25 protein-coding genes and 3 tRNA genes are annotated in these 24,054 nt (G+C 56.6%); 15 read left to right on the forward strand and 13 right to left on the reverse strand.

Annotated features, from left to right (window positions below; translation table 11 throughout):
- Positions 1–11 precede the first annotated feature (11 nt).
- From SMC7_RS02535 to SMC7_RS02550, 4 genes are all read right to left on the reverse strand, one after another.
- Positions 12–1,541, reverse strand: coding sequence for a hypothetical protein (locus tag SMC7_RS02535; protein ID WP_119088813.1), 1,530 nt, complete (start codon positions 1,539–1,541; stop codon positions 12–14).
- 140 nt (positions 1,542–1,681) lie between these two features.
- Positions 1,682–2,605 carry a hypothetical protein gene (locus tag SMC7_RS02540; protein ID WP_165845077.1) on the reverse strand — a complete coding sequence of 308 codons (924 nt, stop codon included), beginning with the start codon at positions 2,603–2,605 and terminating at the stop codon, positions 1,682–1,684.
- On the reverse strand, positions 2,524–4,128 hold the full coding sequence (locus SMC7_RS02545) for a peptidylprolyl isomerase (RefSeq protein WP_119088815.1): 1,605 nt from the start codon (positions 4,126–4,128) through the stop codon (positions 2,524–2,526). Before SMC7_RS02545 ends, SMC7_RS02540 begins: the two co-directional genes overlap by 82 nt.
- Positions 4,129–4,206: 78 nt before the next feature.
- Positions 4,207–5,010 carry a biotin/lipoate A/B protein ligase family protein gene (locus tag SMC7_RS02550; RefSeq protein ID WP_119088816.1) on the reverse strand — a complete coding sequence of 268 codons (804 nt, stop codon included), beginning with the start codon at positions 5,008–5,010 and terminating at the stop codon, positions 4,207–4,209.
- Positions 5,011–5,122: 112 nt separating this feature from the next.
- On the opposite strand from SMC7_RS02550, the gene SMC7_RS02555 reads away from it, so the two are divergent.
- From SMC7_RS02555 to SMC7_RS02600, 10 genes are all read left to right on the forward strand, one after another.
- Positions 5,123–5,863 (forward strand): class I SAM-dependent DNA methyltransferase, encoded by a 741-nt coding sequence (locus SMC7_RS02555; RefSeq protein ID WP_119088817.1) that lies wholly within the window; start codon positions 5,123–5,125, stop codon positions 5,861–5,863.
- 1 nt (position 5,864) lies between these two features.
- On the forward strand, positions 5,865–6,779 hold the full coding sequence (gene cdaA, locus SMC7_RS02560) for a diadenylate cyclase CdaA (protein WP_119088818.1): 915 nt from the start codon (positions 5,865–5,867) through the stop codon (positions 6,777–6,779).
- Positions 6,766–7,989, forward strand: coding sequence for a YbbR-like domain-containing protein (locus SMC7_RS02565; RefSeq protein WP_119088819.1), 1,224 nt, complete (start codon positions 6,766–6,768; stop codon positions 7,987–7,989). Before cdaA ends, SMC7_RS02565 begins: the two co-directional genes overlap by 14 nt.
- A gap of 42 nt (positions 7,990–8,031) precedes the next feature.
- Positions 8,032–8,973, forward strand: a complete 942-nt coding sequence (locus tag SMC7_RS02570; RefSeq protein WP_119088820.1) for a tRNA pseudouridine synthase B — start codon at positions 8,032–8,034, stop codon at positions 8,971–8,973.
- On the forward strand, positions 8,970–9,920 hold the full coding sequence (locus SMC7_RS02575) for a bifunctional riboflavin kinase/FAD synthetase (RefSeq protein ID WP_165845078.1): 951 nt from the start codon (positions 8,970–8,972) through the stop codon (positions 9,918–9,920). The genes SMC7_RS02570 and SMC7_RS02575 overlap by 4 nt, the downstream gene beginning before the upstream one ends.
- 131 nt (positions 9,921–10,051) lie before the next feature.
- Positions 10,052–10,318 carry a 30S ribosomal protein S15 gene (gene rpsO, locus SMC7_RS02580; RefSeq protein ID WP_119088821.1) on the forward strand — a complete coding sequence of 89 codons (267 nt, stop codon included), beginning with the start codon at positions 10,052–10,054 and terminating at the stop codon, positions 10,316–10,318.
- Between the two features lie 6 nt (positions 10,319–10,324).
- Complete coding sequence (locus SMC7_RS02585) at positions 10,325–12,472, forward strand: polyribonucleotide nucleotidyltransferase (protein WP_119088822.1); 2,148 nt, start codon at positions 10,325–10,327, stop codon at positions 12,470–12,472.
- Positions 12,447–13,712, forward strand: a complete 1,266-nt coding sequence (locus tag SMC7_RS02590; protein ID WP_119088823.1) for a M16 family metallopeptidase — start codon at positions 12,447–12,449, stop codon at positions 13,710–13,712. Before SMC7_RS02585 ends, SMC7_RS02590 begins: the two co-directional genes overlap by 26 nt.
- The gene (gene dut / locus SMC7_RS02595) at positions 13,693–14,148 is read left to right on the forward strand and encodes a dUTP diphosphatase (RefSeq protein ID WP_119088824.1); all 456 of its coding nucleotides are present in this window, start codon (positions 13,693–13,695) and stop codon (positions 14,146–14,148) included. The genes SMC7_RS02590 and dut overlap by 20 nt, the downstream gene beginning before the upstream one ends.
- A gap of 1 nt (position 14,149) precedes the next feature.
- Positions 14,150–14,713 (forward strand): uracil-DNA glycosylase, encoded by a 564-nt coding sequence (locus tag SMC7_RS02600; RefSeq protein ID WP_207798703.1) that lies wholly within the window; start codon positions 14,150–14,152, stop codon positions 14,711–14,713.
- A 34-nt stretch (positions 14,714–14,747) separates the two neighbouring features.
- On the opposite strand, the gene SMC7_RS02605 is transcribed toward SMC7_RS02600, so the two are convergent.
- Positions 14,748–15,170, reverse strand: a complete 423-nt coding sequence (locus SMC7_RS02605; protein WP_119088826.1) for a MarR family winged helix-turn-helix transcriptional regulator — start codon at positions 15,168–15,170, stop codon at positions 14,748–14,750.
- A gap of 39 nt (positions 15,171–15,209) precedes the next feature.
- Entirely contained in the window at positions 15,210–15,653 is a 444-nt protein-coding gene (gene ndk / locus SMC7_RS02610) for a nucleoside-diphosphate kinase (RefSeq protein WP_119088827.1), read from the reverse strand.
- Between the two features lie 154 nt (positions 15,654–15,807).
- Between ndk and SMC7_RS02615 the strand changes: the two genes are divergently transcribed.
- The gene (locus tag SMC7_RS02615) at positions 15,808–16,815 is read left to right on the forward strand and encodes a phospholipase D-like domain-containing protein (protein ID WP_119088828.1); all 1,008 of its coding nucleotides are present in this window, start codon (positions 15,808–15,810) and stop codon (positions 16,813–16,815) included.
- Positions 16,816–16,876: 61 nt separating this feature from the next.
- Here SMC7_RS02615 and SMC7_RS02620 read toward each other — a convergent pair whose 3' ends face one another.
- Both SMC7_RS02620 and SMC7_RS02625 read right to left on the reverse strand, forming a co-directional pair.
- On the reverse strand, positions 16,877–18,082 hold the full coding sequence (locus SMC7_RS02620; protein WP_119088829.1) for an NAD(P)/FAD-dependent oxidoreductase: 1,206 nt from the start codon (positions 18,080–18,082) through the stop codon (positions 16,877–16,879).
- Between the two features lie 15 nt (positions 18,083–18,097).
- Positions 18,098–18,256 (reverse strand): rubredoxin, encoded by a 159-nt coding sequence (locus SMC7_RS02625; protein ID WP_119088830.1) that lies wholly within the window; start codon positions 18,254–18,256, stop codon positions 18,098–18,100.
- A 178-nt stretch (positions 18,257–18,434) separates the two neighbouring features.
- Between SMC7_RS02625 and iorA the strand changes: the two genes are divergently transcribed.
- Together iorA and SMC7_RS02635 are read left to right on the forward strand one after the other, a co-directional pair.
- A complete protein-coding gene (gene iorA, locus SMC7_RS02630) occupies positions 18,435–20,309 on the forward strand; it encodes an indolepyruvate ferredoxin oxidoreductase subunit alpha (protein ID WP_119088831.1) in 1,875 nt (624 codons plus the stop codon).
- A complete protein-coding gene (locus SMC7_RS02635; RefSeq protein ID WP_165845079.1) occupies positions 20,306–20,899 on the forward strand; it encodes an indolepyruvate oxidoreductase subunit beta in 594 nt (197 codons plus the stop codon). The genes iorA and SMC7_RS02635 overlap by 4 nt, the downstream gene beginning before the upstream one ends.
- Positions 20,900–20,920: 21 nt before the next feature.
- Here the strand turns inward: SMC7_RS02635 and SMC7_RS02640 are convergent, their stop codons facing one another.
- Entirely contained in the window at positions 20,921–21,523 is a 603-nt protein-coding gene (locus tag SMC7_RS02640; protein ID WP_119088832.1) for a histidine phosphatase family protein, read from the reverse strand.
- A 77-nt stretch (positions 21,524–21,600) separates the two neighbouring features.
- Between SMC7_RS02640 and scfA the strand changes: the two genes are divergently transcribed.
- Together scfA and scfB are read left to right on the forward strand one after the other, a co-directional pair.
- Positions 21,601–21,768 carry a six-cysteine ranthipeptide SCIFF gene (gene scfA / locus SMC7_RS02645; RefSeq protein ID WP_119088833.1) on the forward strand — a complete coding sequence of 56 codons (168 nt, stop codon included), beginning with the start codon at positions 21,601–21,603 and terminating at the stop codon, positions 21,766–21,768.
- Positions 21,769–21,771: 3 nt separating this feature from the next.
- Positions 21,772–23,160, forward strand: coding sequence for a thioether cross-link-forming SCIFF peptide maturase (gene scfB, locus SMC7_RS02650; protein WP_119088834.1), 1,389 nt, complete (start codon positions 21,772–21,774; stop codon positions 23,158–23,160).
- 285 nt (positions 23,161–23,445) lie between these two features.
- Here the strand turns inward: scfB and SMC7_RS02655 are convergent.
- From SMC7_RS02655 to secG, 4 genes are all read right to left on the reverse strand, one after another.
- A tRNA-Phe gene (locus SMC7_RS02655) sits at positions 23,446–23,521 on the reverse strand.
- Between the two features lie 78 nt (positions 23,522–23,599).
- Positions 23,600–23,674 (reverse strand) — tRNA-Val (locus tag SMC7_RS02660).
- A 23-nt stretch (positions 23,675–23,697) separates the two neighbouring features.
- A tRNA-Leu gene (locus SMC7_RS02665) sits at positions 23,698–23,782 on the reverse strand.
- 18 nt (positions 23,783–23,800) lie between these two features.
- Positions 23,801–24,025 carry a preprotein translocase subunit SecG gene (gene secG, locus SMC7_RS02670; RefSeq protein WP_320409458.1) on the reverse strand — a complete coding sequence of 75 codons (225 nt, stop codon included), beginning with the start codon at positions 24,023–24,025 and terminating at the stop codon, positions 23,801–23,803.
- Positions 24,026–24,054: the final 29 nt, after the last annotated feature.

The following is a 24,054-nucleotide window of genomic DNA, read 5'->3' on the forward strand; positions in this document are numbered from 1 at the left end:
AGGCTCATCGCTCATGTGTTCTTGAGCTGAGCGGGGTCGAACGTACCCTGCTCGAAGATGCTCTGGTAAAACGAGGCCCAGGAGACCTTCTTGTTGCTGGTCCGGGAGATTCTGCGCATTTCGCGGAACCGAGTCCGGAACATGAATCGGGCAAGAGAGACGCCAAAGTCGAATGTAGCGATCGATGAGAATGATGATGCAAGGTCGGGAGGCAACGGGAGCCGTTCCCGAAGGAACGAGCAGGCATCATGATGGGATAGCCTGTTCTGAAGGATCTCGATATCGAGCGCAGCTGCCGCGTCCTCGATGAGGAGTTGGAGCGTCGTGAGCAGACTGTTCTGTGGTGTCAGCATACCGTCGAGGTTGGCGATGTTCTGCAGCTCGAACAGGGAAAGTGCCGTGATGAATGTCTCTCGCTGAACGTGAAATGCCAGACATGGGTCCCAGCTGCTGATTGCGGTCTGGATGTAGGCTTTGCCAGGGAAATAGGTCATCATGAGAGCGATCTCGGGCGAAAGCCAGCGACGGGAAGACACTATCGGACAGACGGTCTGTCGATGGTCGAGCGAGGCACCCTTCAGAGCGACCGCTTCTGGATCATCGTATGCCGGACGAGTTCCGAGCTCGTCCCCTAACACGGGTACAGACTTTAGTCTGTAGCCGGGGAAAAACGAGTGGAGACGGGGATAATCCTTGTTCATCCAGTCGTCGATGGCTGCTTGATCCAGACGCCGCGCGAGAGAAGCCTGGAGAACGTCTCTCACAACCTCGTCGGTGCTTCTGGAGGCATCAACCTGGGCAGCGGTCTCGCTCAATTGACGCTTCAACGCCTCTGTCTCATGTTCCAGATGCACCTGTGCTTCCTTCGTGTCTGCCTCGTCGAGTGAAGGCAGCAAGATAGCGAGTACTGGATCTCGTGTGGAATCGCCCGTACTTGTGGAATGAGCCACCCGCGGTTCGACTCTGCTCATGTACTGGCGTGCCTTGAGGATGCGCTCGGCAATAGCCTGCTTGTCATCAAAGCGACTCGCCCTGTCTTCCGCAAAGTGGAGGTACTGGTCAATGATGTGGGATTCCTCAAGAGCCAATTCCTGGTGAGAGCCTGAACGCAACTGGATTTGTTCTGCAGGCGCAGTCGGGGGTGTCGACAGTTCCTCGAGCCGGCGAGCGAGGGCTTTTCCACGGACGTACGCGGGGATCTGTGTCATATACAGCAACTGATAGAGACCCCGTCGGGTGTTGCGTAGCTGCCAGAGAGTGTCCCCGAAGTATCCGGCTCCAATCAGGACGGACAGACTGTCCATGTAGGGCCGAAGGACGAGCGCTGAACGGCGCTCGCCGTTGCCGAGTTTTCCTTGTTCGAGCTTTGCAAGCACTTCACGTTTGTCGTCGAGAAACCGCTGCATCTGCGCAGCGTTTGCGGCCGAGAAGTCTCCCAGATGATAGAGGTATCTGTGCGTGCCTGTGCTGAGTGCATCCACGGGAAGGAAGAAGCTGGTTTCATCTTGGATGTCCTGAAGGAGTTCGTTGTACTTGGTCATTGCGGGCTCAGTCTGAGGACTGTTCTGGCGGGTGTCCGTTCTGGAGCGCCTGCTGCGAGGCGAATGGTTTGTCTTTGAGCTAGCGTTCTTCGGGTTCTCCGGGGCGGCCGAACCAGCCGGAACCTCTCTTCGTGGGCGTGTCACGATCCTGTGTCGACCTGCAGTATCTCAAGCGAATCCGGGACCTGGATGCCAAACATGATGTCCCACCACCTCATGAACTGCTTGTAGCGTGTATCACCGTTCACAAGACTGCTTTCCTTCTTGAGGAATAGCGTTCGGTTCTCAGAGATCAGCTGAAGCTTCTTGGTCGCGAGAGCATCTTCTGCAAGCCTTGCACTTGCCTGCTCGAAGGTGAGCTCGCGCCCCCCCGCGTCCGTGTAGCTCCAGCCCCATGTAGCAAAGTACTCGCGTACTTCGTCTGACGACACCGTCGTATTCTTGGTCAGGCTTTCTTCATAGGCTTTGGAAGTGGCCCAGAGCTGAATGTACGAGCGCACGTCCGGAGACTGCAATCTCTCGATCTCGGCCGTGTCGCCTGGTGAGGCGTGGTCGTTCACATAGGTCTCGACGGCCGTGTCGATGGCCGATGGACTCACGATGATCCCCAGTCGCAAAGCCTCGTCGGATTGAGCGTGCATGACAATGACTCGTTGAATGGCTTCCGTCTTCAACCCTGCAATAAGATACTGCGTCTTTGGGTCTGACGGGTCCGCGAGATCCACTCGTGTGTTGTAGTGGTCGCTGGTCGCATCGAACGGCAGGTCGACAATCATCGCCGAGACATGTTCCTCAGTAACAGGTTTGCCATGAACATAGAAGGCGACGTTGCGTGAACGTACTACCGGGACGGCAACGATTGCTGCCACGAGGGCCGCCAGGAGAAGCGAAGCCACAATGATGAAGGCCGCCAGGCGCGCCCGAGGGCGCGCCTGGACTGCAGGCTTTCTGAACCAGTCGGTGCCATCTTTCGCAAACATGACTACTGAGCTGATGGAGTGGTTGGCACGTCCGTCGCTGCCGGAGTCGTCGTTGTTCCCTTGCCGGTAGCTTTGACGATCCAAGCCCCAATTGCTCCGAGCACCTTGCCGATACCACGGCTATACCATCGGGTGATACGCGACCACTGACCTTCGCGGACGGGGAATTGCACCTTGAGTTTGGTCACTAGTGCGGTTGTTGCATCCGCCTTGCGCTCATCTTCCAAAGCAGTCTTGACCTTGTCATACGTAGCCTTTTCACTCAGGCTTGCCTTCACGAGCGGCTTTCGGTCCAAAACCTGGACGATCTCATAGGAAGAACCATCGACGAAGGGTTTTGAGTACTGGCCGGTTTTCAGACCCTTGAGGGCGGTGAAGCGAGGCTCATCGCTCACGCTCGAGAAATAGTCCAGGATTCCTCCCGTCTTGGCGTCGGCATCCGTGGAATATTTCGTGATCGCGGTCTTGAAGGACAAGCCCTTCTGGAGTTCTGCATACACTTTGTTTGCAAGTGTCTCGGCAGCCGTCGCTCCAGTTGTCTGGTCTCCGGTTCCGAAGCCGAGGACGATGTGCGCGGCTTTCACCGTCTCGGCCGTATCATAGGTTGTACTGACAGGTTCTTGTCCGATCTTGTGAATGATGTGGAAGCCAAACTCGGTCTGGATGGGTCCGATGATGTCACCGGTCTTGGCGGCAAAGGCGGCGGTCTCGAATTCCTTGACCATTTGCCCTTTGGTGAAGAAGCCCAGGCTCTCGTAGGTAGCATATCCCGCGGTCTTGTTGTTGAGCTCGGCCGCCTTCTCCTGGGCGTACTTGACGAAATCGAAGGTGGCATTCTCCGCCTTCTGTTTCACGACCTCGTCATAGATGCCCTGAGCGACCTTTTTCTTCGCAGCGATTGTCGAGGCAGAGTCGTTGCCAGCATCTATGTTGATGAGGAGATGATCGGCGTCGACACGTCCCTCAGAGGCGAAGTACGTCTTGATGTCCGCGTCCGAGACGGTGACGCCGGCGTTGATCTCTGCTGTCACCGCGTCAGCAAGTTGCTGCCGTTCAACATACGGCTGAACCTCAGTGCGCACCGTGGCTTTGAACTTGTCCATCGAGCCATACTGAGCTATGACGGCGTCATTGAATCCCTGAGTGTCCGTACCAAACTGCTGCTGTGACTGCGTGACGGCATTCTCGACTTCGGCGTCAAGAGCAGTCTTCAGCTTGGCCTGATCGATCTTCATGTTCTTGGATTTGGCATACTGGATGAACAGCTCCTGCTCGATCGAGCTGTCTATGACGTTCTGACGAACGGACTTGAGTGTGCCGGCATTCTCTGCAGTCGTCAGATCCATTCCGTACTGGTTGTACATGTCTATGTAATTCTTGACTTGTGCCGTGATATCGGACTGGAGGATTCTCTCGGTGCCGACCTGATACGCAATCGTTCCGGTCGCGCTCTTGATTGCGAAGAAGGAGCCCCACGTGGCAAGCGCCACGATGAGTACGATGGCAATGACTCGCAGAACAATAGGAAACCGGTCCTTGTGATACATCCCCGGCTTCTTGACGAGTCCCACCTTACGTTCCTGTCTGATCCTGCTTTCTTTTCCCATCCTATCACTCCTCGGTCGAGTCTGTCTCTGCGGACAGATAACTCAGATAACAATCACAGAACTATACCATGATTCGTCTCATCTTAAAGCGTTCCATTCTTCTCGGCCGTATTTCCGAGCGACAATGCCGGAGGCGTCGAGTGCCTCTCGCGCAGTAAGAGAATCGGGAAGGAGACGGATGCCTTCGGCAGCCGAGAAGGCTGCAACGAGTGCTTCTGCCATCTCGCCGAATGGGACGGCTCGATGTGCCTCGTCGCTGACGCTGGTCATGAGACGGGCGGCGCGCCGTGCAGCATCATGCACGTTCCACTGGGATGTCCGGACCACCGCAAAGAGCTTCTCCAGATCATTCTTCAGGACGACTGAGCCGTGCTGGAGGAAACCGTCGCGCGTTCGCATCTGTGCCGAGCCGACGATTTTTCTTTGGCAAGCAAGGATGTCAGTGGTTCCCGGCGCGGTGAAGCACGATGCGGACACAAAGCCGGTGGAGCCATGCGGAGCAAATGTGGCCGATACTCCGACAGCCAGGAGGGCCGCGACTATCGGCCCGCATATCCACTCATACGACGCTTCCAGCCCCAGAGCATAGAGAGGATCCGACTTTGGGATAGACACCGAGTAGGTGACTTCCATGTCGTGGAGCACCGCTCTGCCTCCCGTAGGGCGTCGGACCCATGGAAGATGTCTCCTGTCCAATTCGGCGAAGTCCAGAGCCTCTGAAGCTCGCTGAGCGAAACCGAGGGATGCGGTAGCAGGTGTCCACCCATAGAGACGGAGGACTGGAACACCCGACTTGCAGGCAGTGTCAAACAGCGCCTCGTCTGTGGCCATGTTCTCGTATGGGGTGCCGATGCCGGACATGATGCATCGCCAAGTTCTCATACAAATATGCTACGCGTATGGACGCCACTGTCAAGAAAGACCTGAGTAAAGACAAGCCCAAGAGCTGCTTTCATGTTGCATTTTGGCCCTGATGCCTTAGTATTTACAACACATGATGACTGCCGACTGGACAAAGGAGTACTTTGACGATACGTACAGGCGCCTCTTTCTGGATACGGTAGACCCGGCCAGAACAAGGTACCAGGTGCAACAAGTCCTGAGGCTGTGTGCAGTACTCCCGGGAGCGATTGTCCTCGATGTTGGATGCGGCGTTGGACGACATAGCATCGAGCTTGCGAAACTTGGCTTCCGGGTGACGGGCGTCGACATGAACGCAGGCTACATCTCTGTGTGTCGCGAGCGCACTGCGCAACTGGGGTTGAAGGCCGAGTTCCATGTGGTGGACAGTCGTGTCATGAAGCTTGACGTGAGAGCAGATCTGACCATCTCTCTCTGGAGCTCATTCGGCTACTACGGTGAGATCGGTGATCTGCAGGTACTTCAGAGAGTAGCGGAGCACACGAGGCGGGGCGGGCGTGTGGTCGTCGACGTCGAGAACCGTGACTACATCGTGAAGCACTTCGTGCCCGAAGAATGGCATGAAAATGAGCAGGGACTTGTCTTCGAGAAGCGTCGATTCGACGCGAGGGATGGCACTGTCTCCACGAGACGCGTCATACTGAGCGGGGGGGAGCGTTGTGAGTACCGTCGCGTGCTGCGTATGTATACTGTGGCTGAGCTCGCAGCACTGCTTGAAGCAGCGGGGTTGCGGCCTGAACGCTGGTGCGGTGACTATGATGGATCACGATTTGGATCTGAGTCCAAGCGCATGATCGCTATTGCTGAGAGGTGATATGGTCTTCCTGCAGAGGTTTTTTGCTGACCTGTTCGTGAATCTTACGCTCGGACGAGGCATTTCCATCGTCATCGACGTCGCCCTGACATCCCTTCTCTTCTACGCCGTCCTGAGACTCATCTCGAACACGCGTGCACTGCAACTGGCTCAAGGTCTTGTGATTTATTATCTGCTCGTGTTCGGAGTGGAGTGGCTCAGCCTCAAGACCGGGCTGCTGGCTCTCAACAGCGTGTTCAGTTGGTTGCGCAGTTTCTCAACGTCGTTCCTTCCTCTGCTGCTTGTCATGGTCTTCCAGCCTGAACTGCGGCGGATGCTCGGCCGACTCGGCAGCAGCAAACTGGTATCATCCGACACGCGCACTCAGTTCATGGACGTTCACGATTGGGAAGAATCCGTTGACGAGATTGTGAAGAGCGTCAAGTACCTGTCGATGAACCGGATCGGGGCGCTCATCTGCATGCAGAGACAAACGGGTCTCGAAGACTATGTCGAGACCGGAGTCCGGCTTGACGCTCTGGTCAGAGCCGAAACACTGTCGACCCTCTTCTACCCCAACAGCGCGCTCCATGATGGCGGCGTCATCGTAGCAGGCAATCGAGTCGCTGCCGCGAGGTGCCTGTTTCCCTTGACTGCAACTGCGGACCTGGAGAGAGGACTTGGAACCAGGCACCGTGCAGCCATTGGCATTACGGAGGAGACTGACTCCATTGTTGTCGTCGTATCGGAGCAGACAGGGGTCATTTCTCTTGCAGTACGCGGCAAATTGACACGCTATCTGAGCCCACTTGAGCTCAGAGGAATGCTGTTGGTCATGACGAAGCCCATAGCCAGCGAGCACAGGTTCAGCTTAGCCGGATTCTTCCGTAGACGGAAGTCGAACGGACAACAGGGAGGTGGAGATGGCCAAGCGTAATATCGGTGCCATGTTGTTCAACTCCAAGATCATCTCTGTGCTCTTGGCTGTTCTGCTCTGGGTCTATGTCGTCGGGATCCGGGGCCCTGATACCACGAAATCCGTCGAGGCGCAGTTGATGGCTGCCAACGTACCTCAGGGGTATGTCCTGGTAGGGACGCTCCCCACGGTGACCGTGACGCTGCGTGGTCCCATGAATACGCTGTGGAATGTCACGAGTGGCTATGTGACGCCTACCGTCGACTTGCGGGGAAGAACCGAGGGATCCTTCATCACATCGGTTCAAGCTCAGGTCGTTGGACTTACGGGCGTGACAGTAGAGACTATTGCTCCCAAGGAAGTTAATGTGCAGCTCGAGGGTCTGGAGACCATCACTGTCCCTGTCCACGCAGAGGTGAACGGCACGTTGCCCCTGAGTCTGGTCCTGGGGACCTTGCGTGTTGAGCCGGAGTCCATCGAGGTGTCGGGGCCCGGTTCGCTCGTGAGCCAAGTGAAGGAGGCAGCGCTGGTCGTTGCGTTGGACAAACTGGGAACGGCCGCAGGAGGCAATTTCACGGTCGCCGGGGACATTGTCGCCTATGATGCCACGGGTAATGTTGTTGAGGGCGTGCTGTTGTCTCCGCGGTCGGCAGTTGCCATTCTGCCGATTATTGATGCTGCGACCCTGAAGACGGTGCCGGTCATTCCGACTGTCGTCGGGCATCCTATGAGCGGGTACGCCGTGGCGAGTGGCTCGTGTACCCCGGCAATCGTCATGGTTACGGGAACCGCAGGGGTGCTGAGCCAGGTTCAGGCGGTTTCGACGATTGCAGTTGACGTCTCGGGCGAGTCGGGAACTCTGACGAAGCAAGTTGGCCTGATCCTTCCGTCGGGAGTCTCGCTTGTGGGCGGGAGTAAGGCCATGTCGTGCCGTGTCGTCATCGAGCAGGTTGTCGTTCTTGCCATCCCGGACGTGCCGATCGAGGTTCGAGGAGCTGGATTGGGCTGGACGGTGTCCCTTGGTACGACATCTGCGTCGGTTGTCATCAGCGGGACGAACTCAGTCGTCTTGGCTCTCAGGTCTTCCCAGATCAAGGCCTATGTCGACGTCAGTCAGCCTCCGCTCACCGATGGCAGCTACGCGGTCTCAGTGGACGGACTGATGCAGGGCGTTGTCTCTGCAACGGTGACGCCATCTTCGGTTAATGTCGATGTGCAGAAGGGACCGTAGCGGACGCATGGTAACTGTGGTGAGTCCGACCTGGAGCACGACATGCATGCATGCTCTCGACTTGATGTCCGGCCTGTGAGTACGTCACATCCCGAAGGCTTCTTTGCGCTGTTCAAGCCCAGTGGCCTGAGCAGTGCTGGCGCTCTGCGCGTCGTCAAGGGGATTCTGAGCGCGGACAAGGCCGGTTTTCTGGGCACATTGGATGTTTCGGCCATGGGAGTGCTTCCTATTGCCGTTGGCTCTGCAACGAAGCTCATCTCTTTCCTTCCGCCGAGCGAAAAGGAGTACGTCGGCGAACTCATGCTGGGGGTCACCACGATCACCGATGACATGGACGGGGAAGTCATCGGGCGCAGGGGTGCCACAGGTCTCGAGGATGCGGCCGTGAAGAAGGCTATCGAGGGCGTGACAGCACAGACGGAGCAGGTTCCCCCGCATGTTTCAGCCAAGCAGCAGGATGGCGTACGAGGATACAAAGCAATGCGAGGCCAGGGCCGCCTCATCGATTTTTGCCCGGTCCCGGTAGCAGTGCGGCGGTTGACTGTGCTTCAGGAGCGGCAGGATGGTGACCTTCGTCGTATCGTGTTTCGCATGACGGTGACCCCGGGCTTCTATGTGCGTGGGTTCTGCCGGGACGTGGGTTCTGCCCTGGGATGCGGTGGATGTATGGGGCGACTCCTGCGTACGGGAGCCCACGGGTTTGGCGTCAGCGATACACTGTCACTGGCAACGCTGCGGCGCAGGGTACAGAGCGGTGACCTGTCGTTTCTCACGTGGGGCGAGAAAGACGTGGCTCTTCTGGCGACACTGCCACACATTGATCTTAGTGACGTGCAGTGGAGCGCATTTGGCCATGGGCTTCCCGTGGACTGCGACATGGGGGAGGGAACGACCGCTACGGTGAAGCGTCCCGATGGTCGACTGGGCGGTGTGGCGGCGGTCAGAGCCGGGAAGGCGTGGCCGGTGAAAGTGTTCAGCGAGTGAGCAGCGTCTATCTATCGTCTTCTGAGTTTCCAGGGATCGCCTCCGCGGTTGCCGTAGGGGCCTTTGACGGTTTTCATGTCGGTCACCAGCGGATTGTCGGGGAACTTGTCGATTGTGGCCACAAGGCGTCTCTTGCTACCGTCATCTATACCTTCCGACGGAACCCCAAACTGACGACTCGAGGTATCCAGGGTCTCCTGACGACGAACAGCGAGCGTGTTGAATATGCTGGGAAGACCGGGGTTGATTCCATCGTCCTCGAGGATTTCTCGGCTCGTTTCCAAGGACTGTCTGCTGAGGCGTTCGTAAGTGAGATCCTTATCGGCCGCCTGAATGCATGGGTCGTCGTCGTAGGCCGGGACTTTCGTTTCGGCAAGGGCCGCGCCGGCGACGCGGAGACGATGTCCCGGATGCTCGACAACGAGGGGCGCAGACTCATCATCGTCGCCCCCGTGATGGTCGATGGAGAACTGTGCTCCAGCTCCATGATCCGCACGTCCATTGCGGAGGGTGACATGGAACACGCAGCAAGGCTCCTCGGGCGTTCCTACTCCATTGAGGGAGTCATCGTCACTGGAAACCACATGGGAGGGCGTCTTGGTTTCCCAACAGCAAATGTCGAGATCCCCGATCCCATGAAATTGCTTCCCGGCAATGGTGTGTATGCGGTGCGAACCGTGATGGATGGGGCGATTGTGAATGGGGTGTGCAATATCGGCGTCCGTCCGACGATCGTTGCCGCATCGAGGCGAACCGTCGAAGTACATCTGCTCGACTTTGACCAGCAAGTATATGGCCATCTGGTGTCTGTCGAGTTTGCGGCCCGGCTTCGCGAGGAAGTGCATTTTGCCTCACCGGCCGCGCTCGTGAAACAGATTTCGCGCGACGTGGTCAGGGCGCGTGTCATCCTTGGGCCGGTCGGCGACCGCCAGGCAATGGCAAAGTGAAGCCTTTTGTTGACCGGTTTTCCTTTACTTGTTCTGTGTTTCTGGTACACTTCTAGTACATTTCTCCCGCACTCGGTCCCTCGTTCCGGCTGGACGTGAAACTGGGTCATGGGACACCTTGGAGGTACAACATGCTTACAGCCGAAGAGAAGTCGAAGATTATTGGTGAGTTCAAGCTCAGTGAAGATGATACGGGCTCGTTTGAAGTTCAGGTTGCAATGCTGTCGAAGCGTATTCTTGCGCTCACAGGTCACCTGCAGAGCCATCGGAAGGATTTCAGTTCCAAGCGTGGGCTCTACAAACTGGTCGGAGAGCGCCGGAGACTTCTCAGTAGTCTGAGACGCGTCGACGAGGATCGTTATGCTTCATTGATCAAGCGGCTGGGAATCCGAAAGTAGGAGCTAATGTTGCAGAATGATGAGATAAAGACTGTTCGCGGCAATATTGCAGGCAAACCTGTCACGTATGAAACTGGACGGCTGGCCAAGCAGGCCGGCGGAGCTGTTCTGGTGACTATGGGTGGCACTGTTGTGCTCGCCGCAGCCACTGTCAGCAACAGCACGAAGGAAGGAATCGATTTCTTCCCGTTGACTGTTGACTATTTTGAGAAAATGTACGCAGCCGGCAAGATTCCGGGTGGATTCTACAAGAGAGAAGGACGTCCCAGCGAGCGTGAGATTCTTCGTTCGCGGCTTATCGACCGGTCGATTCGCCCTCTGTTCCCCAAGCACTTCCGTCGGGAAGTGCAGGTTATCGTCTATGTGCTGTCTGCCGATGGAGAGAATTCTCCCGATGTGTTGGCCATCAACGCCGTATCGGCGGCGCTTCTTATCAGCAATGCCCCGTTCGTTGACGCAGTCGCCGCAGTGAGGGTCGGCAAAATCAATGGCGAACTTGTTTTCAACCCCTCCTCTTCAGCGATCGACAAAAGCATACTCGATCTTATCGTGTCTGGAACGGCCAGTGGCATTCTCATGGTCGAATCCGGGGCTCGCGAGATCAGTGAAGCAGAGATGGTCGAGGCCTTGGTACTGGCACAGGAACCGATCAAAGAGACGTGCCGCATGGAGGAAGAACTTCGCGTTCAGGCTGGCAAGGAGAAGATCGTCGTCCCCGAGCTGAAGTTTGATGCAGCTATCCAGAGCGAAGCTCGTTCCATGGTCGAGGAGCGTCTTCCCCTGGTGCTCAAGGACAAGGAGAAGCTCAAGAAGGAGAAGATCCTCGATGAGTTCAAGGGCGAACTTGCCACGGAACTGCTCGCGAAGTACCCTGAAAGTGGGCTGGCCATCGGCGAGGTTCTTGACGCGGAGATCAAGCATTTCATCCGTCATCGTGTCGTGACTGAAGGCGTACGAATCGATGGTCGCGCTCCTGAAGAGATTCGGCCCATTGGAGTCGATGTCGGTGTTCTTCCGATGAGTCATGGCTCGGGATTGTTTTCCCGTGGTCAGACGCAGGTTCTTTCGATTGTCACGCTCGGAGGAAAGAAAGAGGGTCAGTTGGTCGAAAGTCTCGATGAAGAGGTTACAAAGCACTACATGCACTACTACAACTTCCCTCCCTTCTCGGTGGGCGAGACCCGCCCCATGCGTGGACCTGGACGTCGCGAAATTGGCCATGGCGCTTTGGGAGAGAGAGCACTACTCCCCGTCATTCCGGATGAGAGCGAGTTCCCATACTCGATTCGCGTTGTCTCTGAGGTGCTTGAGTCGAATGGCTCGACGTCACAGGCTTCCATTTGTGGCAGCACATTGGCGCTTATGGATGCTGGAGTGCCAATCACGGCGCCGGTTGCCGGCATCGCGATGGGTCTGATGAAAGAGGGCGACAAGAGTGTTATCCTGACCGATATCCAGGGAGCCGAGGATGCCAATGGCGACATGGACTTCAAGGTTGCGGGCACTGCGAAGGGCATCACGGCATTGCAGATGGACATCAAGATTCACAGCGTCGACAGCGACCTGCTGTCTGCCGCTCTGGATCACGCCCGCACTGCGCGCCTCTTCATTCTGGACAAGATGCTGTCGGTTCTTCCTGCTCCTCGGAGCGAAGTCAATCCGCTGGCTCCACGCATCTTCACGATGCATATTCCAGGAGACAAGATCGGCGCTCTCATCGGCCCCGGAGGCAAGGTCATCAAGAAAATCATTGCCGACACTGGGTGTGACATCGATATTGAGGATGATGGTTCAGTGTTTGTGACTGCGCCAGACGGAGTCAAGGGTCAGATTGCCATGGATGCGATCAACGCGATTACCGAGGATATCGTTGTGGGCAAGGTCTATATGGGCAAGGTTACCGAGTTGCGCGACTTTGGCGCTTTTGTGGAGATTGCGCCCGGCAAGTCTGGCCTGCTGCATGTTTCACAGGTATCCGATTCATATGTCAAGGACATCCATTCCGTGCTAAAGGTCGGCGAACAGATTTTCGTCAAAACTCTGCCTCTCAAGGACGACGGCAAGATCTCGCTGACCCGCAAGGGCCTGACTGGCGGGAGTGCCGACAAGGCTTCCCCCGAGTCCCACGATGACCACAACCATGGTGATCAATAGCAGAGAGCGCAAACCGGAAGTCATTACACTAAGTAACGGCATCCGCGTCGTTTTCGACGTTGACAAAGGGCACCCGACTGCAGCGGTCGGGGCCCTTGTTGCTAGTGGCTCCCGGTTTGAGGACGAACATACGCGTGGGTTGAGTCACTTCATGGAGCATATCCTGTTCAAAGGCACAGAGCATCGAAGTTCACTTGAGATTTCGTCAGCTATCGAGAATGTGGGTGGTGAGCTGAACGCATTCACCGACACCCAGTACACGATGTTCTATATGCGTGTCCCAGCAATCCACACATCTCTCGCTCTCGATGTGCTGTCTGACATCCTCCTGCATCCTTTGTTCGACCCTGCTGCCATCGAGCTTGAGCGCAGAGTCATCGAACAGGAGATATATTCATTTGAGGACAGTCCTGACGATGTCGTCACGGATGAGCTTCTCAAAGGGGTCTATGGAAGCGACCCTGTTGCGTCGAATCCGCTGGGAACCGTAGAGTCAGTGCGGTCGTTCAGGCAGAGCGACTTTGTCGACTACTTCCACAGGCATTTTGTTGCCCCCGACATTGTTCTTTCCCTTGCGGGAGACGTTAATGTCGAGACATCGGCACGTTTCCTCGAGGATTCCTTTGGGCGGCTTGCGAAGGGACCAGGCAGGGCCGAGTGGGAAATCCCCGCCCGGGCTGCTGTCTGCAGAGAGACAGAGCGCCCCACGGAGCAGGTATATATGGCGATGGCGCTCCCCGGCTTCGCTCAATATTCGAAGCAGGGATCCATTCTGAATCTCGTCTCCAGTATCTTCGGGGGCAACATGTCGAGTCGCCTGTTCCAGAGGGCCCGCGAGAAGGAGGCTCTTGTCTACAGCATTGGTTCTTTTCCCGTGAGTTTCAGCAATACTGGATTGCTGGGTGTCTCGGCCGAAAGTTCCCCCGAGAACGCTTCGCGTGTCCAGCAGGTCATCCGCGAGGAGATCGAGAACATGCGGCAGGGCAAGATCAGCATGGCTGAACTTCAGCATGCCAAGGAGACTGTTCTCGGTGGATTCCTGCTTTCACTGGAATCCTTTTTCCGTCGCATGCATCGAAATGCGTCTGAGCTCTACATGAGAGACCAGATACGGACAGTCGCGGACGTCACCGAACAGGTCAACTCGATAACGTTTGGTGAAGCATTGAGTGTCATTGATGACGTTTTTGATACCTCTCAGCTAGCAGTGTCGATTGTCCATGGACCCGACAAACACTGAGTTGCGTATAGGCGTCCACAGACTGGTTTCTCGCGCAGGAGAGCTGGCGCGCGCAACGCCAGGGTCGTCAGGTTATGATCTTGCAAGTGCAGAAGACGGGGAGCTGACTATCCTGCCTGGCACCGTCGCACTCGTGCGGACGGGGTTGGCTCTTGAGTTGCCTCCTGGCCTCGAAGGGCAGGTTCGCAGTCGTTCCGGCCTGGCAGCCAGAAGCGGCGTGTTTGTCCTCAACTCGCCAGGTACCATTGATAGCGACTACCGTGGCGAAGTGAAGGTTGTGCTGGCGAACTTCGGCGATGTTCCTTTTTCGGTGTTCCCGGGAGATCGTATCGCACAGTTAGTGTTCATACAGGTTCCGAACGTTTGCCTCGTAACCGTCGATGAACTGGTACCGACAGAGAGGGGGGCTGGTGGCTTTGGGTCCTCAGGTGTCTGACTTGAAAGAGACTCTCCTGGCTTCAATTGCCGAAGAGGTCATGTCCTGTCAGAATTGCAAGCTAGGGGCCACCCGGACGAAGGCTGTCCCGGGCGTCGGATCAGCCTACGCCCACATCTGTTTTGTGGGTGAAGGTCCGGGGCGTGAGGAGGACTTGTCGGGGATTCCATTTGTCGGTCAGGCGGGACGTTTGCTGGACAGGATGCTGATAGCCGAGGGGCTGAGCCGCAGAGATTGCTACATATGCAATATCGTGAAGTGCAGGCCCCCGAACAACCGAGTGCCGGAGCCTTCTGAGGTGGCTGCCTGCTCGCTTTACCTCTATGCCCAGTTGGCCATCGTGGAGCCGGAGGTCATCTGCCTCCTTGGCAATACGGCGCTGCGTTTTTTCTTTGGAGAACAGTACTCCATCGGGCAGGTGCACGGCACGATTCTGGTCAAAGATGAACAGCGTTTCATGCCCATATATCACCCCGCCGCGGCCCTAAGGAATCCTCAGTATGTGCAGGTCATCCAGAGCGACCTGCGAAAACTTGCCGCCTTGATTCAGCGGACGGTGGACTAGGCTCAGCCAGATCCGGGGGATGGTGGACACAGTATTACTTGCACGACGCTACGAACTCGGTCAGCATGGCCACAAGGGAGTTGGCCGACCCGGGTTTCATATTCTTCGTAACCTCCTGCACGCTCTGCACACGCTGTCGGATGACTTTCCGAATGATCGAGGCTCCCTGCTTCGTGCACTTAAGGACGACCTGCCTCTTGTCCAGTACGTTCTGTGTCTTGGTGACGTAGGTGAGTTCGACAAGGCGATCGACCATCTCTGAGACCGTGGATGCAGCGAGGCCCGTCAGGTGTGTGAGGTCTTTGACATTAATGGCCTCACCGAAGTAGACAAGCTGAAGCACCTGGAACTGGGGCAGCGTAATTCTCACGCTCGACAGTGCATCGCGCCCCTTCTTCTTGATCCAGTATGAGATGTCGCGCAGCAGGGACTCCAGTTCAATAGCGGTCTCTCTCATGGTTTCCAACCCCTATGGTTGATTCTTGATTCCAGGCATCTATTCATGTACAGTGCCGAGAGTTGCGTGAGAGTCCCCAAAGACAAGTGCCAACTCTCGTTCTGCATCGGTTGGGGATGCCGACGCATGTACCACATTCTCGGTCAGTTGAGTGGAGAAGTCTGCTCGAATCGTCCCGGGCAGCCGGTCTTCGGGTCTGATTGCCCCGATTGCTGTTCGAACAAGCGCTATTGCGTTGGGCGACTCGACCTGAAGGGCAACGACGGGGCCCGATGTCATGAAGGAAAGCAGGGCGGGAAAGTAGTCGCGACCATCGTGTTCAGCATAGAAGGTGCGCGCAAATGCGTCGTCCATGCGAAACATCCGCATATTTGAGATCGCAAGGCCCTTCTGCTCGATGCGTGTTATGATCAGACCGACGAGACTGCGGCGTACGCCGTCCGGTTTCACCATCAGGAGTGTTCGCTCTCTAGTCACTTCCATTGCCTCCAGGAAGAGTTGTTCGTGCAGGATTGCGGGTAAAAGTGCTTTGCTTCCCTTCCAATTGTAGCCATTTCTCGTTGCTGCGCAACGTTTTTCTGACATGGCAAACAAACGCCCCACTTGCCAGGCGCTGCCGGCCTGATATCATCTAAGGATGCCAGGAAAAAGGATTCAGTGGTTCACTGTACTTATCGGAGCGCTGCTGGTGGCCGCATTGGGGCTCGGCTGGATGGGCTTGCGAGGCGCTGCGCCTGCTTCCGCTATTCCGGTCGTACCCCTGGGCGTTCAGGCCCTTTGTGTCGTGACACCTAGTGAGCAGGCGCGAAGTCTTGTCGTAGATGACATTCTCAACGCACAGAAGTCGGTCCTGGTGGAGTGTTATCTGATCTCCGACCCTGCGATTGTCCAGGCGTTGCAATCTGCCAAGCTGCGCGGATGCGATGTGCGAGTCCTCATGGAGGAGGCGCCGTTCGGGGGGTTCTCCATGAACCAGACGGTTCGCAACGAACTGAGAAGCTCCGGCATCGACGCCAGCTGGGGCAATAGGGTCTATTCGTTCACTCACGCCAAGTATGTGGTCATCGACGATAGCGTTGCCTGGATCATGACGGCTAATCTCAGTAAGAGCGCCTTCGACGAGAACCGCGAAATCCTTGTCAGGACTTACAGCCGGAGCGTAGTGGAAGATCTTGTGCGCATTTTCTGGGCAGATCGATGGCGAAATCCCTGCACTGCTGGATCACTTGTTGTCAGCCCCGTGAATGCTCGGCAACGTCTTCTTGGGCTGCTGAGAGAATCGTGCCGCAGCGTGGAGATCGCAAGCGAGGTATTCGATGACGAGGAGACGTGTAAGCTCTTGCAGGATCTCGCGAAGCGGGGTGTCATAGTGCGTGTTCTGGTTGCAGCACCGGAGAGCATCGCTGCCAATGCTGTGACAAGATCGGAGCTGGAAGGGACAGGTGTCACCGTCCGGTACCTTGAGACTCCCTATCTTCACGCGAAGTACATCGTGGTGGACAGGCACCTGGCATATGTCGGGTCGCACAATCTCAGCGCTGGCTCACTCGACGAGAACCGTGAAGTTGGAGTAGTGACGGACGACAACATGGTTGTCTCGACTCTCGAGGCGACCTTCTCGGGCGATTGGGATTCAGGGAGATAGAGAACGCCCCGCAGCGGTGCGGGGCGCGTGAGGTCATCGGTTGCTCAGTCGCGAGCCAATGCTACATGCCGGCGAAATCCCAGTCAAGGTCAGTCAGTCGGTCCTGAAACGCTGCAAGATCTGCGTGCGATCTCATCGCCTGCTGCAACTGCCGTGTCCCGTTCGTTGTCCCGTAAAGGATAACGCCGACGATGATGCCATTCTCGAGGACAACCTTGCGATAGGTCTGTTGACCTTGTGCCTGGATCACCTGGACATGCTGCTCCTGGGTGGGATTGACGTTGCCCATGCTCAGAACGTCGATTCCACAAGTCTTGAGCGAACTCGACATAATACTCCCCTCGTACGTAGCTATTCCGGGTGAGACCATGTTCTGAGCTGCAACCTTGGCTTGTTCCAGGCAGGGAGGGACGATGCCGTAGACACGTCCGCGGTGCTCGACGACGTCGCCGGCGGCATAGACATCAGGGGCAGACGTCTGCATGGAATCATCCACCTGAACACCTCGTCCTGTGGCGATACCTGCTTCCCGAGCGACGGTGACGTTGGGGCGGACTCCCGTAGAGAACAGGACGAACTCTCCTTGTGCGATGCGACCGTCCTTGAGGAGGACGCCTGCTGCGTCATGTTCTCCCGAAACAATCTGCTGAGACTCGGCGCCGAGCAGAGCTGTGACGCCTAACCCTTGGAGGTATTCCACCAGCATTTCCGCCGAGCGTTCGTCGAGCTGGTTGGGCAACAGCCGGCCGGCGAACTCGATGACAGTGGCTTTCATTCCTCGCTCTGCCAACGCTCTTGCTGCTTCCAGGCCCAGCAGGCCCCCGCCCACGACGACCACGGTGGCACCTGGAACGATGCGCGCCAGCAAAGCATCTGCATCATCCAGTGTTCTGAGGGTGAAGACACCGACTTGGTCTGCGCCGGGCAGGGGCGGCACAAAGGGCGTCGCGCCGTTTGCAAGCAACAGCCTGTCGTAGGGAAGCACAATACCGTCGTCGAGCATCGCTTCATGCTCCATGGCGTGCACGTGCATGATGCGGCGTCCACTGGTGAGAGTTATTCTGTTTTCGCTATACCAGCTTGTGGCATGTACAATTAGCTGGCCCTTGGACTTGCGACCGGCCAAGTAGTCGATCAAGTCAGGGCGCGGATAGTAGGCAACCGACTCCGCGTCGACGACCGTGATGTCCGACGATGGATCAAACTTTCGCAGGTGCTGTGCCGCCGCTGTGCCGGCAGCCCAGCCTCCGGCAATGAGGTACTTCATTGTGACCGTCAGCCGTCACGCTTTCTCAAAAAGGTCCTTGGCGGCGCCGCAGTCTGGGCAGACCCAGCTCTCTGGGAGATCCTCAAACTTGACGCCGGGGTTGATTTCCTGCGTGCTGTCACCGATAGCAGGGTCGTACACGTATCCACACACAGTGCAAATCCACTTCTCCATGACAGTTCCTCCTTGTGTCGAGCGGTTGGGAAGAGGAAAACTCTTCTGCATACGCAGTTTACGGTGAAAACCCCTTTCCTGCAAGTCACCAAGTCACACACGGTGCAGTAGCCCTTTGACAGTCGAAGGGGGCGCGGTATGCTATGAAAACAGTGTCTGAAAGAGGTCAGGAGGTGACATGAAGTATCAAGCGTTAGTTGACGGTAAGGCAGGGGATCATGAGCTGCTTCTTGGCAACGAAGCCGCGGTTCGTGGTGCTCTGGAAGCCCGTATCGGTGTGGCGGCCAGTTATCCTGGGACCCCGTCGTCAGAGATCGGGGACGTGTTCAGCATCGTCGCGAAAGTCTCAGGAGTGTACTTCGAGTATTCCGCGAACGAGAAGGTGGCCCTTGAGGTTGCAGCAGCCTCAGCAGCAAGCGGTGTGCGGTCTTTCACGTTTATGAAGCATGTTGGGCTGAACGTTGCCTCGGATTCCTTCATGACGACGGCATACATAGGAACCAGGGCGGGGTTCGTCGTGCTTTCTGCGGACGATCCATCGACGCACTCATCACAGAATGAACAGGACAACAGATACTACGCGCGCCTCGCGAACGTGCCCATGTTGGAACCCTCGAGTCCTCAGGAAACCAAGGACTATATGGTAGAAGCCTACAGCATTTCGGAGAAACTGGAGCTCCCGGTTCTGTTCCGAACGACGACCCGTGTTGCCCACATGCGCGGCGACGTTGTTCTTGGCGATCGAAGGCCCGTCGTGAGACGAGGCGTTTTCGAGAAGGATCCGTCAAGGTTTGTACCGGTGCCCGCCAACTCTTCGAACATGCACGTCAAGCTGCTGGGCAGACTCGCCGAGGCTCGGCATCTCAGCGAAATGTCTTCGCTGAACCACGTCGTCGACGTGGGTGTCGGGGGGCGAGTGGGGATCGTTACCGTGGGCAGCACTTTCAACTACGTCGTAGACGCCCTGGAGGAACTCGGACTTTCTGCTCGAGTGTTCAAGATAGGTTTCTCCTATCCACTGCCGCTTGACAGGATCCGGGAGTTTGCTGCGGACGTTGACGAGCTGCTTGTCGTCGAAGAACTCGAGCCTCTCATGGAAAATGACATCAAGACCGACTTCCTGTCGCATGGCACCAGGACGCCGGTATGTGGCAAGGAGGAACTCCTTGTGCCGCGCGTACACGAGCTCAATGTTGATGTTGTGGCAAAGGCATTGGCCAATCACTTCGGCGTACCATTGCATGTGCCTGCCTCAGGCAAGGTGCAGCCCTGGCCATCGCCGCTTCCGTCGCGGCCGCCGGTGCTTTGTCCCGGCTGCCCTCATCGTGGATCGTATCTCGCTGTGCGTCGAGCTATACGTGAACTCGGAATCCCGGAACCTGTCTTCGCCTCCGACATCGGCTGCTACACGCTCGGTATGGCAGCTCCATTCAGTGCAGCGGACTATCTGCTGTCCATGGGATCCAGCGTGGGGACTGCCGGCGGATTCGACGTGGCAACTGACCAGAAGGTCTTCTCGTTTATCGGTGACAGCACCTTTTTCCATGCTGGGCTGTCCGCTCTCGCAAGCGCCATTCACAACAAGCATCGGTTTGTCCTGACTGTCCTGGACAACCGGACGACTGCGATGACGGGACATCAGCCCAATCCGTCCATGTTGACGGATGCTGTGGGTGATCCGGCACCAGCTATCAGCATCGAAGCGGTAGTAAAGGCAATGGGCGTTCCATTCGTAAAGGTTATCAACCCGTACAGGGTGGCCGAGGCTACCGAGGCCTACAAGGAAGCTACGCAGGTGGACGGTGTCGCTGTCATCGTGTCCAAACAGGTTTGCAGCCTCCTGCTCGACCGTGCGAAGCGTGCGAAGGGAATCTGGCAGACGTTTCAGGTCGACCGCGATGTCTGTACGGGCTGTCTGACATGTGTACATGATGTTGCTTGCCCTGCCATCTTTGTGTCTGAAGGAAAAGCGGAGATCAACCAGGAACTGTGCGACGGATGCGGCGTGTGCTCGCAGGACTGTACAGTGCATGCGATTGGGGTGAAGAAATGAGTTCACTGAATGTGTTCTTTGCCGGAGTCGGAGGTCAAGGGATTATCACTGGTGCCAGTATCATCGCACGAGCTTCCATTGCGGCTGGTGTGAATGCTGTCATGAGCGAGGTTCACGGCATGGCACAGCGCGGGGGCTCGGTCGTGTGTGAGCTTCGATTAGGAGATGTACACAGTCCAACGATCCCGGAGGGCGAGGCAGACCTCATCATCGGGTTCGAGCCCGTCGAGACGGTCCGATCACTCACAAAAGCCAACCATCATACCGTTGTCATTACCGAGGTGCGTCCGATCATTCCAGTGAGCGTCTCGCTGGGAGGCAGAGCTTACCCTGCGGTGGAGGATCTCCTGGCGTATCTTCGCTCGCAGGTTGCGGCGGTCTACGCTGTCCCTGCCGCTGCTATGGCCGAGGAAATCGGGTTGCCGCAGGCCGCGAACGTCGTCTTGCTGGGAGCAGCCATGGGAACCGGCTTGATTCCTCTGGAATTTGGGACAATCCGCGATACGCTATCTCGTACCGTGCCGGCAAAGGCACTGGAGGCCAACTTCCGAGCATTGCAGGTGGGATTCGAGTTGACCCGGAAGGCTTAGAACAACTGTGAGAGAATCGAGCTAGGCGAGGTGGCAGGTCGAGTCGATGACTCGGGCCTGCCACTTGTTGGTCTCGGCCTCAAAGACCGAAATGCAGGCGTTTGGTTGGGTGAAGCTGCTATAGCTGCTGACGGGAAGGTCCAGCAGAACGGACATGAGAACACGGTTGAGCCCTCCGTGGGCGACGACGAGCACTAGGTCCCCGAAGTTGGATTCAAGCATTGAACGCACCTTTTCGGCGCGGCGACGCACATCAGCCAGAGACTCACCGCCATCTGGCCGGGCTTCTGGTGACTTGAGTTCCCATGCTGCCAAAGCTGTTGGGTACATGGCCCCTATTTCGTTCCACGTGTGTCCCTCCCAGCCTCCGAAGTCGATCTCCCGAAGCTCAGGCACGACGATGGGTGAGATGCCCAGGTTGACACCCACGGGTTCCGCGATGGCGCGGGCGCGGGCCAGTGGACTCGTGAAGATCGTATCGAATCGGAGAGCCGAGAGAAAAGCCACAGTCTTGGCTGTCTGGGCGAGGCCATCGATAGACAACTGCGTATCGCGGCTGCCCTGGACTTTGCCCTCCAGATTCCAGCTCGTTTCGGCGTGACGTACGAGATAGATGGTTTTCATGCTGAACCTCTTGACTTATCGCTGCTTATCGTAGATATTATGTGGACAAAATCTTGGTTTGAGAAGGGAGCAACACTGTGAAGTTTATCAAGGTGGTAGCAACAAAGACCATTGACGTCGACGACAAGCTTGCGAAGGCGTGTCGTGAGTGCCAGACTCCCTGCAAGTCCGCTTGCAAGACGTCCTCGACAGTGGGCAACCAAGTCTGCGAAACCAGGAAGAAGCCCAAGCGGTTCATCTGGTAGCTTGTGGCGCTCTCACGTATTCTACCCGCCTCGACCCATCTCTTCGAGAGAGGCGGTTTTTTTGTGCTCCTGGACGTTCCATCAGGCTCGATCTTCTCGCTTGACGAGCGAGTGTACCATTATCTTCAGGTGGTTCTCGCAGACCCTTCGATGGAGGGAGAGTCTGTCCAACGGCTGACAGGTCTGGACGCGCAGACAATCACCGAAATCGAAGGTGAACTCGAGCAGCTTGTCGTTGCAGGGTGTCTGTTTACGCAGGCAACACAGCCCACAGAGGACGGATCGGTGTTGACGCTGAAGTCGCTCTGCCTCAACGTCGCGCATGAGTGCAACTTTTCATGCACGTATTGTTTCGCTCATGGGGGCGACTACTATGGCGATACAATGTTGATGACACGGGAAGTTGCCCGCGCAGGAATCGATTTCCTTGTGTACGAAAGCGGTGTCCACCACAACGTCGAGGTCGACTTCTTCGGTGGCGAGCCGCTCATGAATTGGGACGTTATCGTTGACACCATGGCGTACGCGTGGTCAGCATATCCCCTGAAGAAATGGCGGTTCACGCTGACGACCAACGGCTCATTGCTTCGGGACGACATGTTTCCGGTGCTCGAGGCGAATGATGTGTCTGTTGTCCTCAGCCTGGACGGCGACCGGAGGGCCAACGATGCCAACCGTGTCTTCAAGGACGGGCGTGGCACGTTTGATGCCATCATTGAACGGATACGGCGCTTCACGCGGACGCGCGATGAAGGTGGCTACTTTGTGCGAGGAACGTATGCACGCAACACCTTGGCATTTGCCCAGAGCGTTCGAGAACTCCATACCCTGGGGTTCAAGTACATCTCGATGGAGCCTGTCGTGCTTTCGGCAGACTCGGCTCTTGCCCTTCAGACAAGTGACCTGCCGGCAATTCGTGCTCAGTATGAGGAACTCATCGCGTACTTCCTGAGTGAACTGGGTTCAGGTGCGGGGTTTGACTTCTTTCACTTCAAGCTGGATCTCGAAGCAGGGCCATGTCTCAGCAAGCGCATCTATGGATGTGGAGCTGGTGTCGAATACATGGCTGTTGCGCCAAACGGGGACGTGTTCCCCTGCCATCAGTTTGACGGCGTTCAGGAGTATAGGATGGGCAACGTCCTCGTGAGCCCGGTTCTGAACTGCCCTGAAGTGTTGGCAGAGTGCGCTCACGCCAACTTTCTGTTTGCCAAAGAAGAGTGTGGCAGCTGCTGGGCGCGCTTCTACTGCAGCGGCGGGTGCCTTGCCAACAACTACGCGACCACTGGTACGCTCCTGAAGCCCTACGCGCTCGGATGCTTGATCCAGAAAGAGCGTATCGAAGCTGCACTGGTGGTGAAAGCGGCTGAGTCTCCAGAGAAAAACCATGATTAGTTAGTGAGTTGATGGCTTGAGGGAAGACCCGTTGCCGCCTGGTGCGCAGAGCATTGTGGCAGCCATGGCATTTCTGAGTATGGAATACTGGAGGAAAGGAGCGCATTGTCTCACACGAAGAACTCCCTTCCCCGGCATGAAACATAGACCATCAGCTCTTGTTGACGAGGGGCGGCTGTAGGTCACGGCATAGTGACGAACTGCCGGAGTCTGCAGAGAAAAGAGCAAAGGGACTTTGAACACGGTGGCTTCATGGATCGAGACGATCGAATCTGGACACAAAAATGGTGCCGAGAGGCGGAATTGAACCGTCGACACGGGGATTTTCAGTCCCCTGCTCTACCAACTGAGCTATCTCGGCACTCTTTCTTAAAGAAACCGCTCACCGTGTGCTTCGCCCGATGAGCGGTCCCACCATCAAGCAACAATATCACACTGCTGGTGGGCGAAACAGGATTCGAACCTGCGACTTCTTGCTTGTAAGGCAAGCGTTCTACCGCTGAACTATCCGCCCCTGGATTGTGGTATTCATACTAATGGTGCCGAGGGTGGGAATTGAACCCACACGGATTGCTCCATGCGCCCCTTAAACGCACGCGTCTGCCAATTCCGCCACCCCGGCACGAGGCTTGGTGCTTCCCTAGAACTTGAAGACTACCAGTGCCAGGGACAATACCACAAATGCAATGGATAGAACAACTGCAAGCCGGTCAAGGAGAGCATCCTTGGGCTTGCGTGAGTGGAACACGGTCGCGCTGCCTGAAATCGCGCCCAGTCCGCTACCCTTGGGTTCCATGAACAGGATCGCAAGGATATCGCCAATTGCAACCAAAGCCATGACTATTTCCAAAACGGTTTTTAGCAACGTGAACCTCCGGTAACAACAGCTATTAT

It is taken from the genome of Candidatus Cryosericum terrychapinii, assembly GCF_003570925.1.
Taxonomy (GTDB): domain Bacteria; phylum Caldisericota; class Caldisericia; order Cryosericales; family Cryosericaceae; genus Cryosericum; species Cryosericum terrychapinii.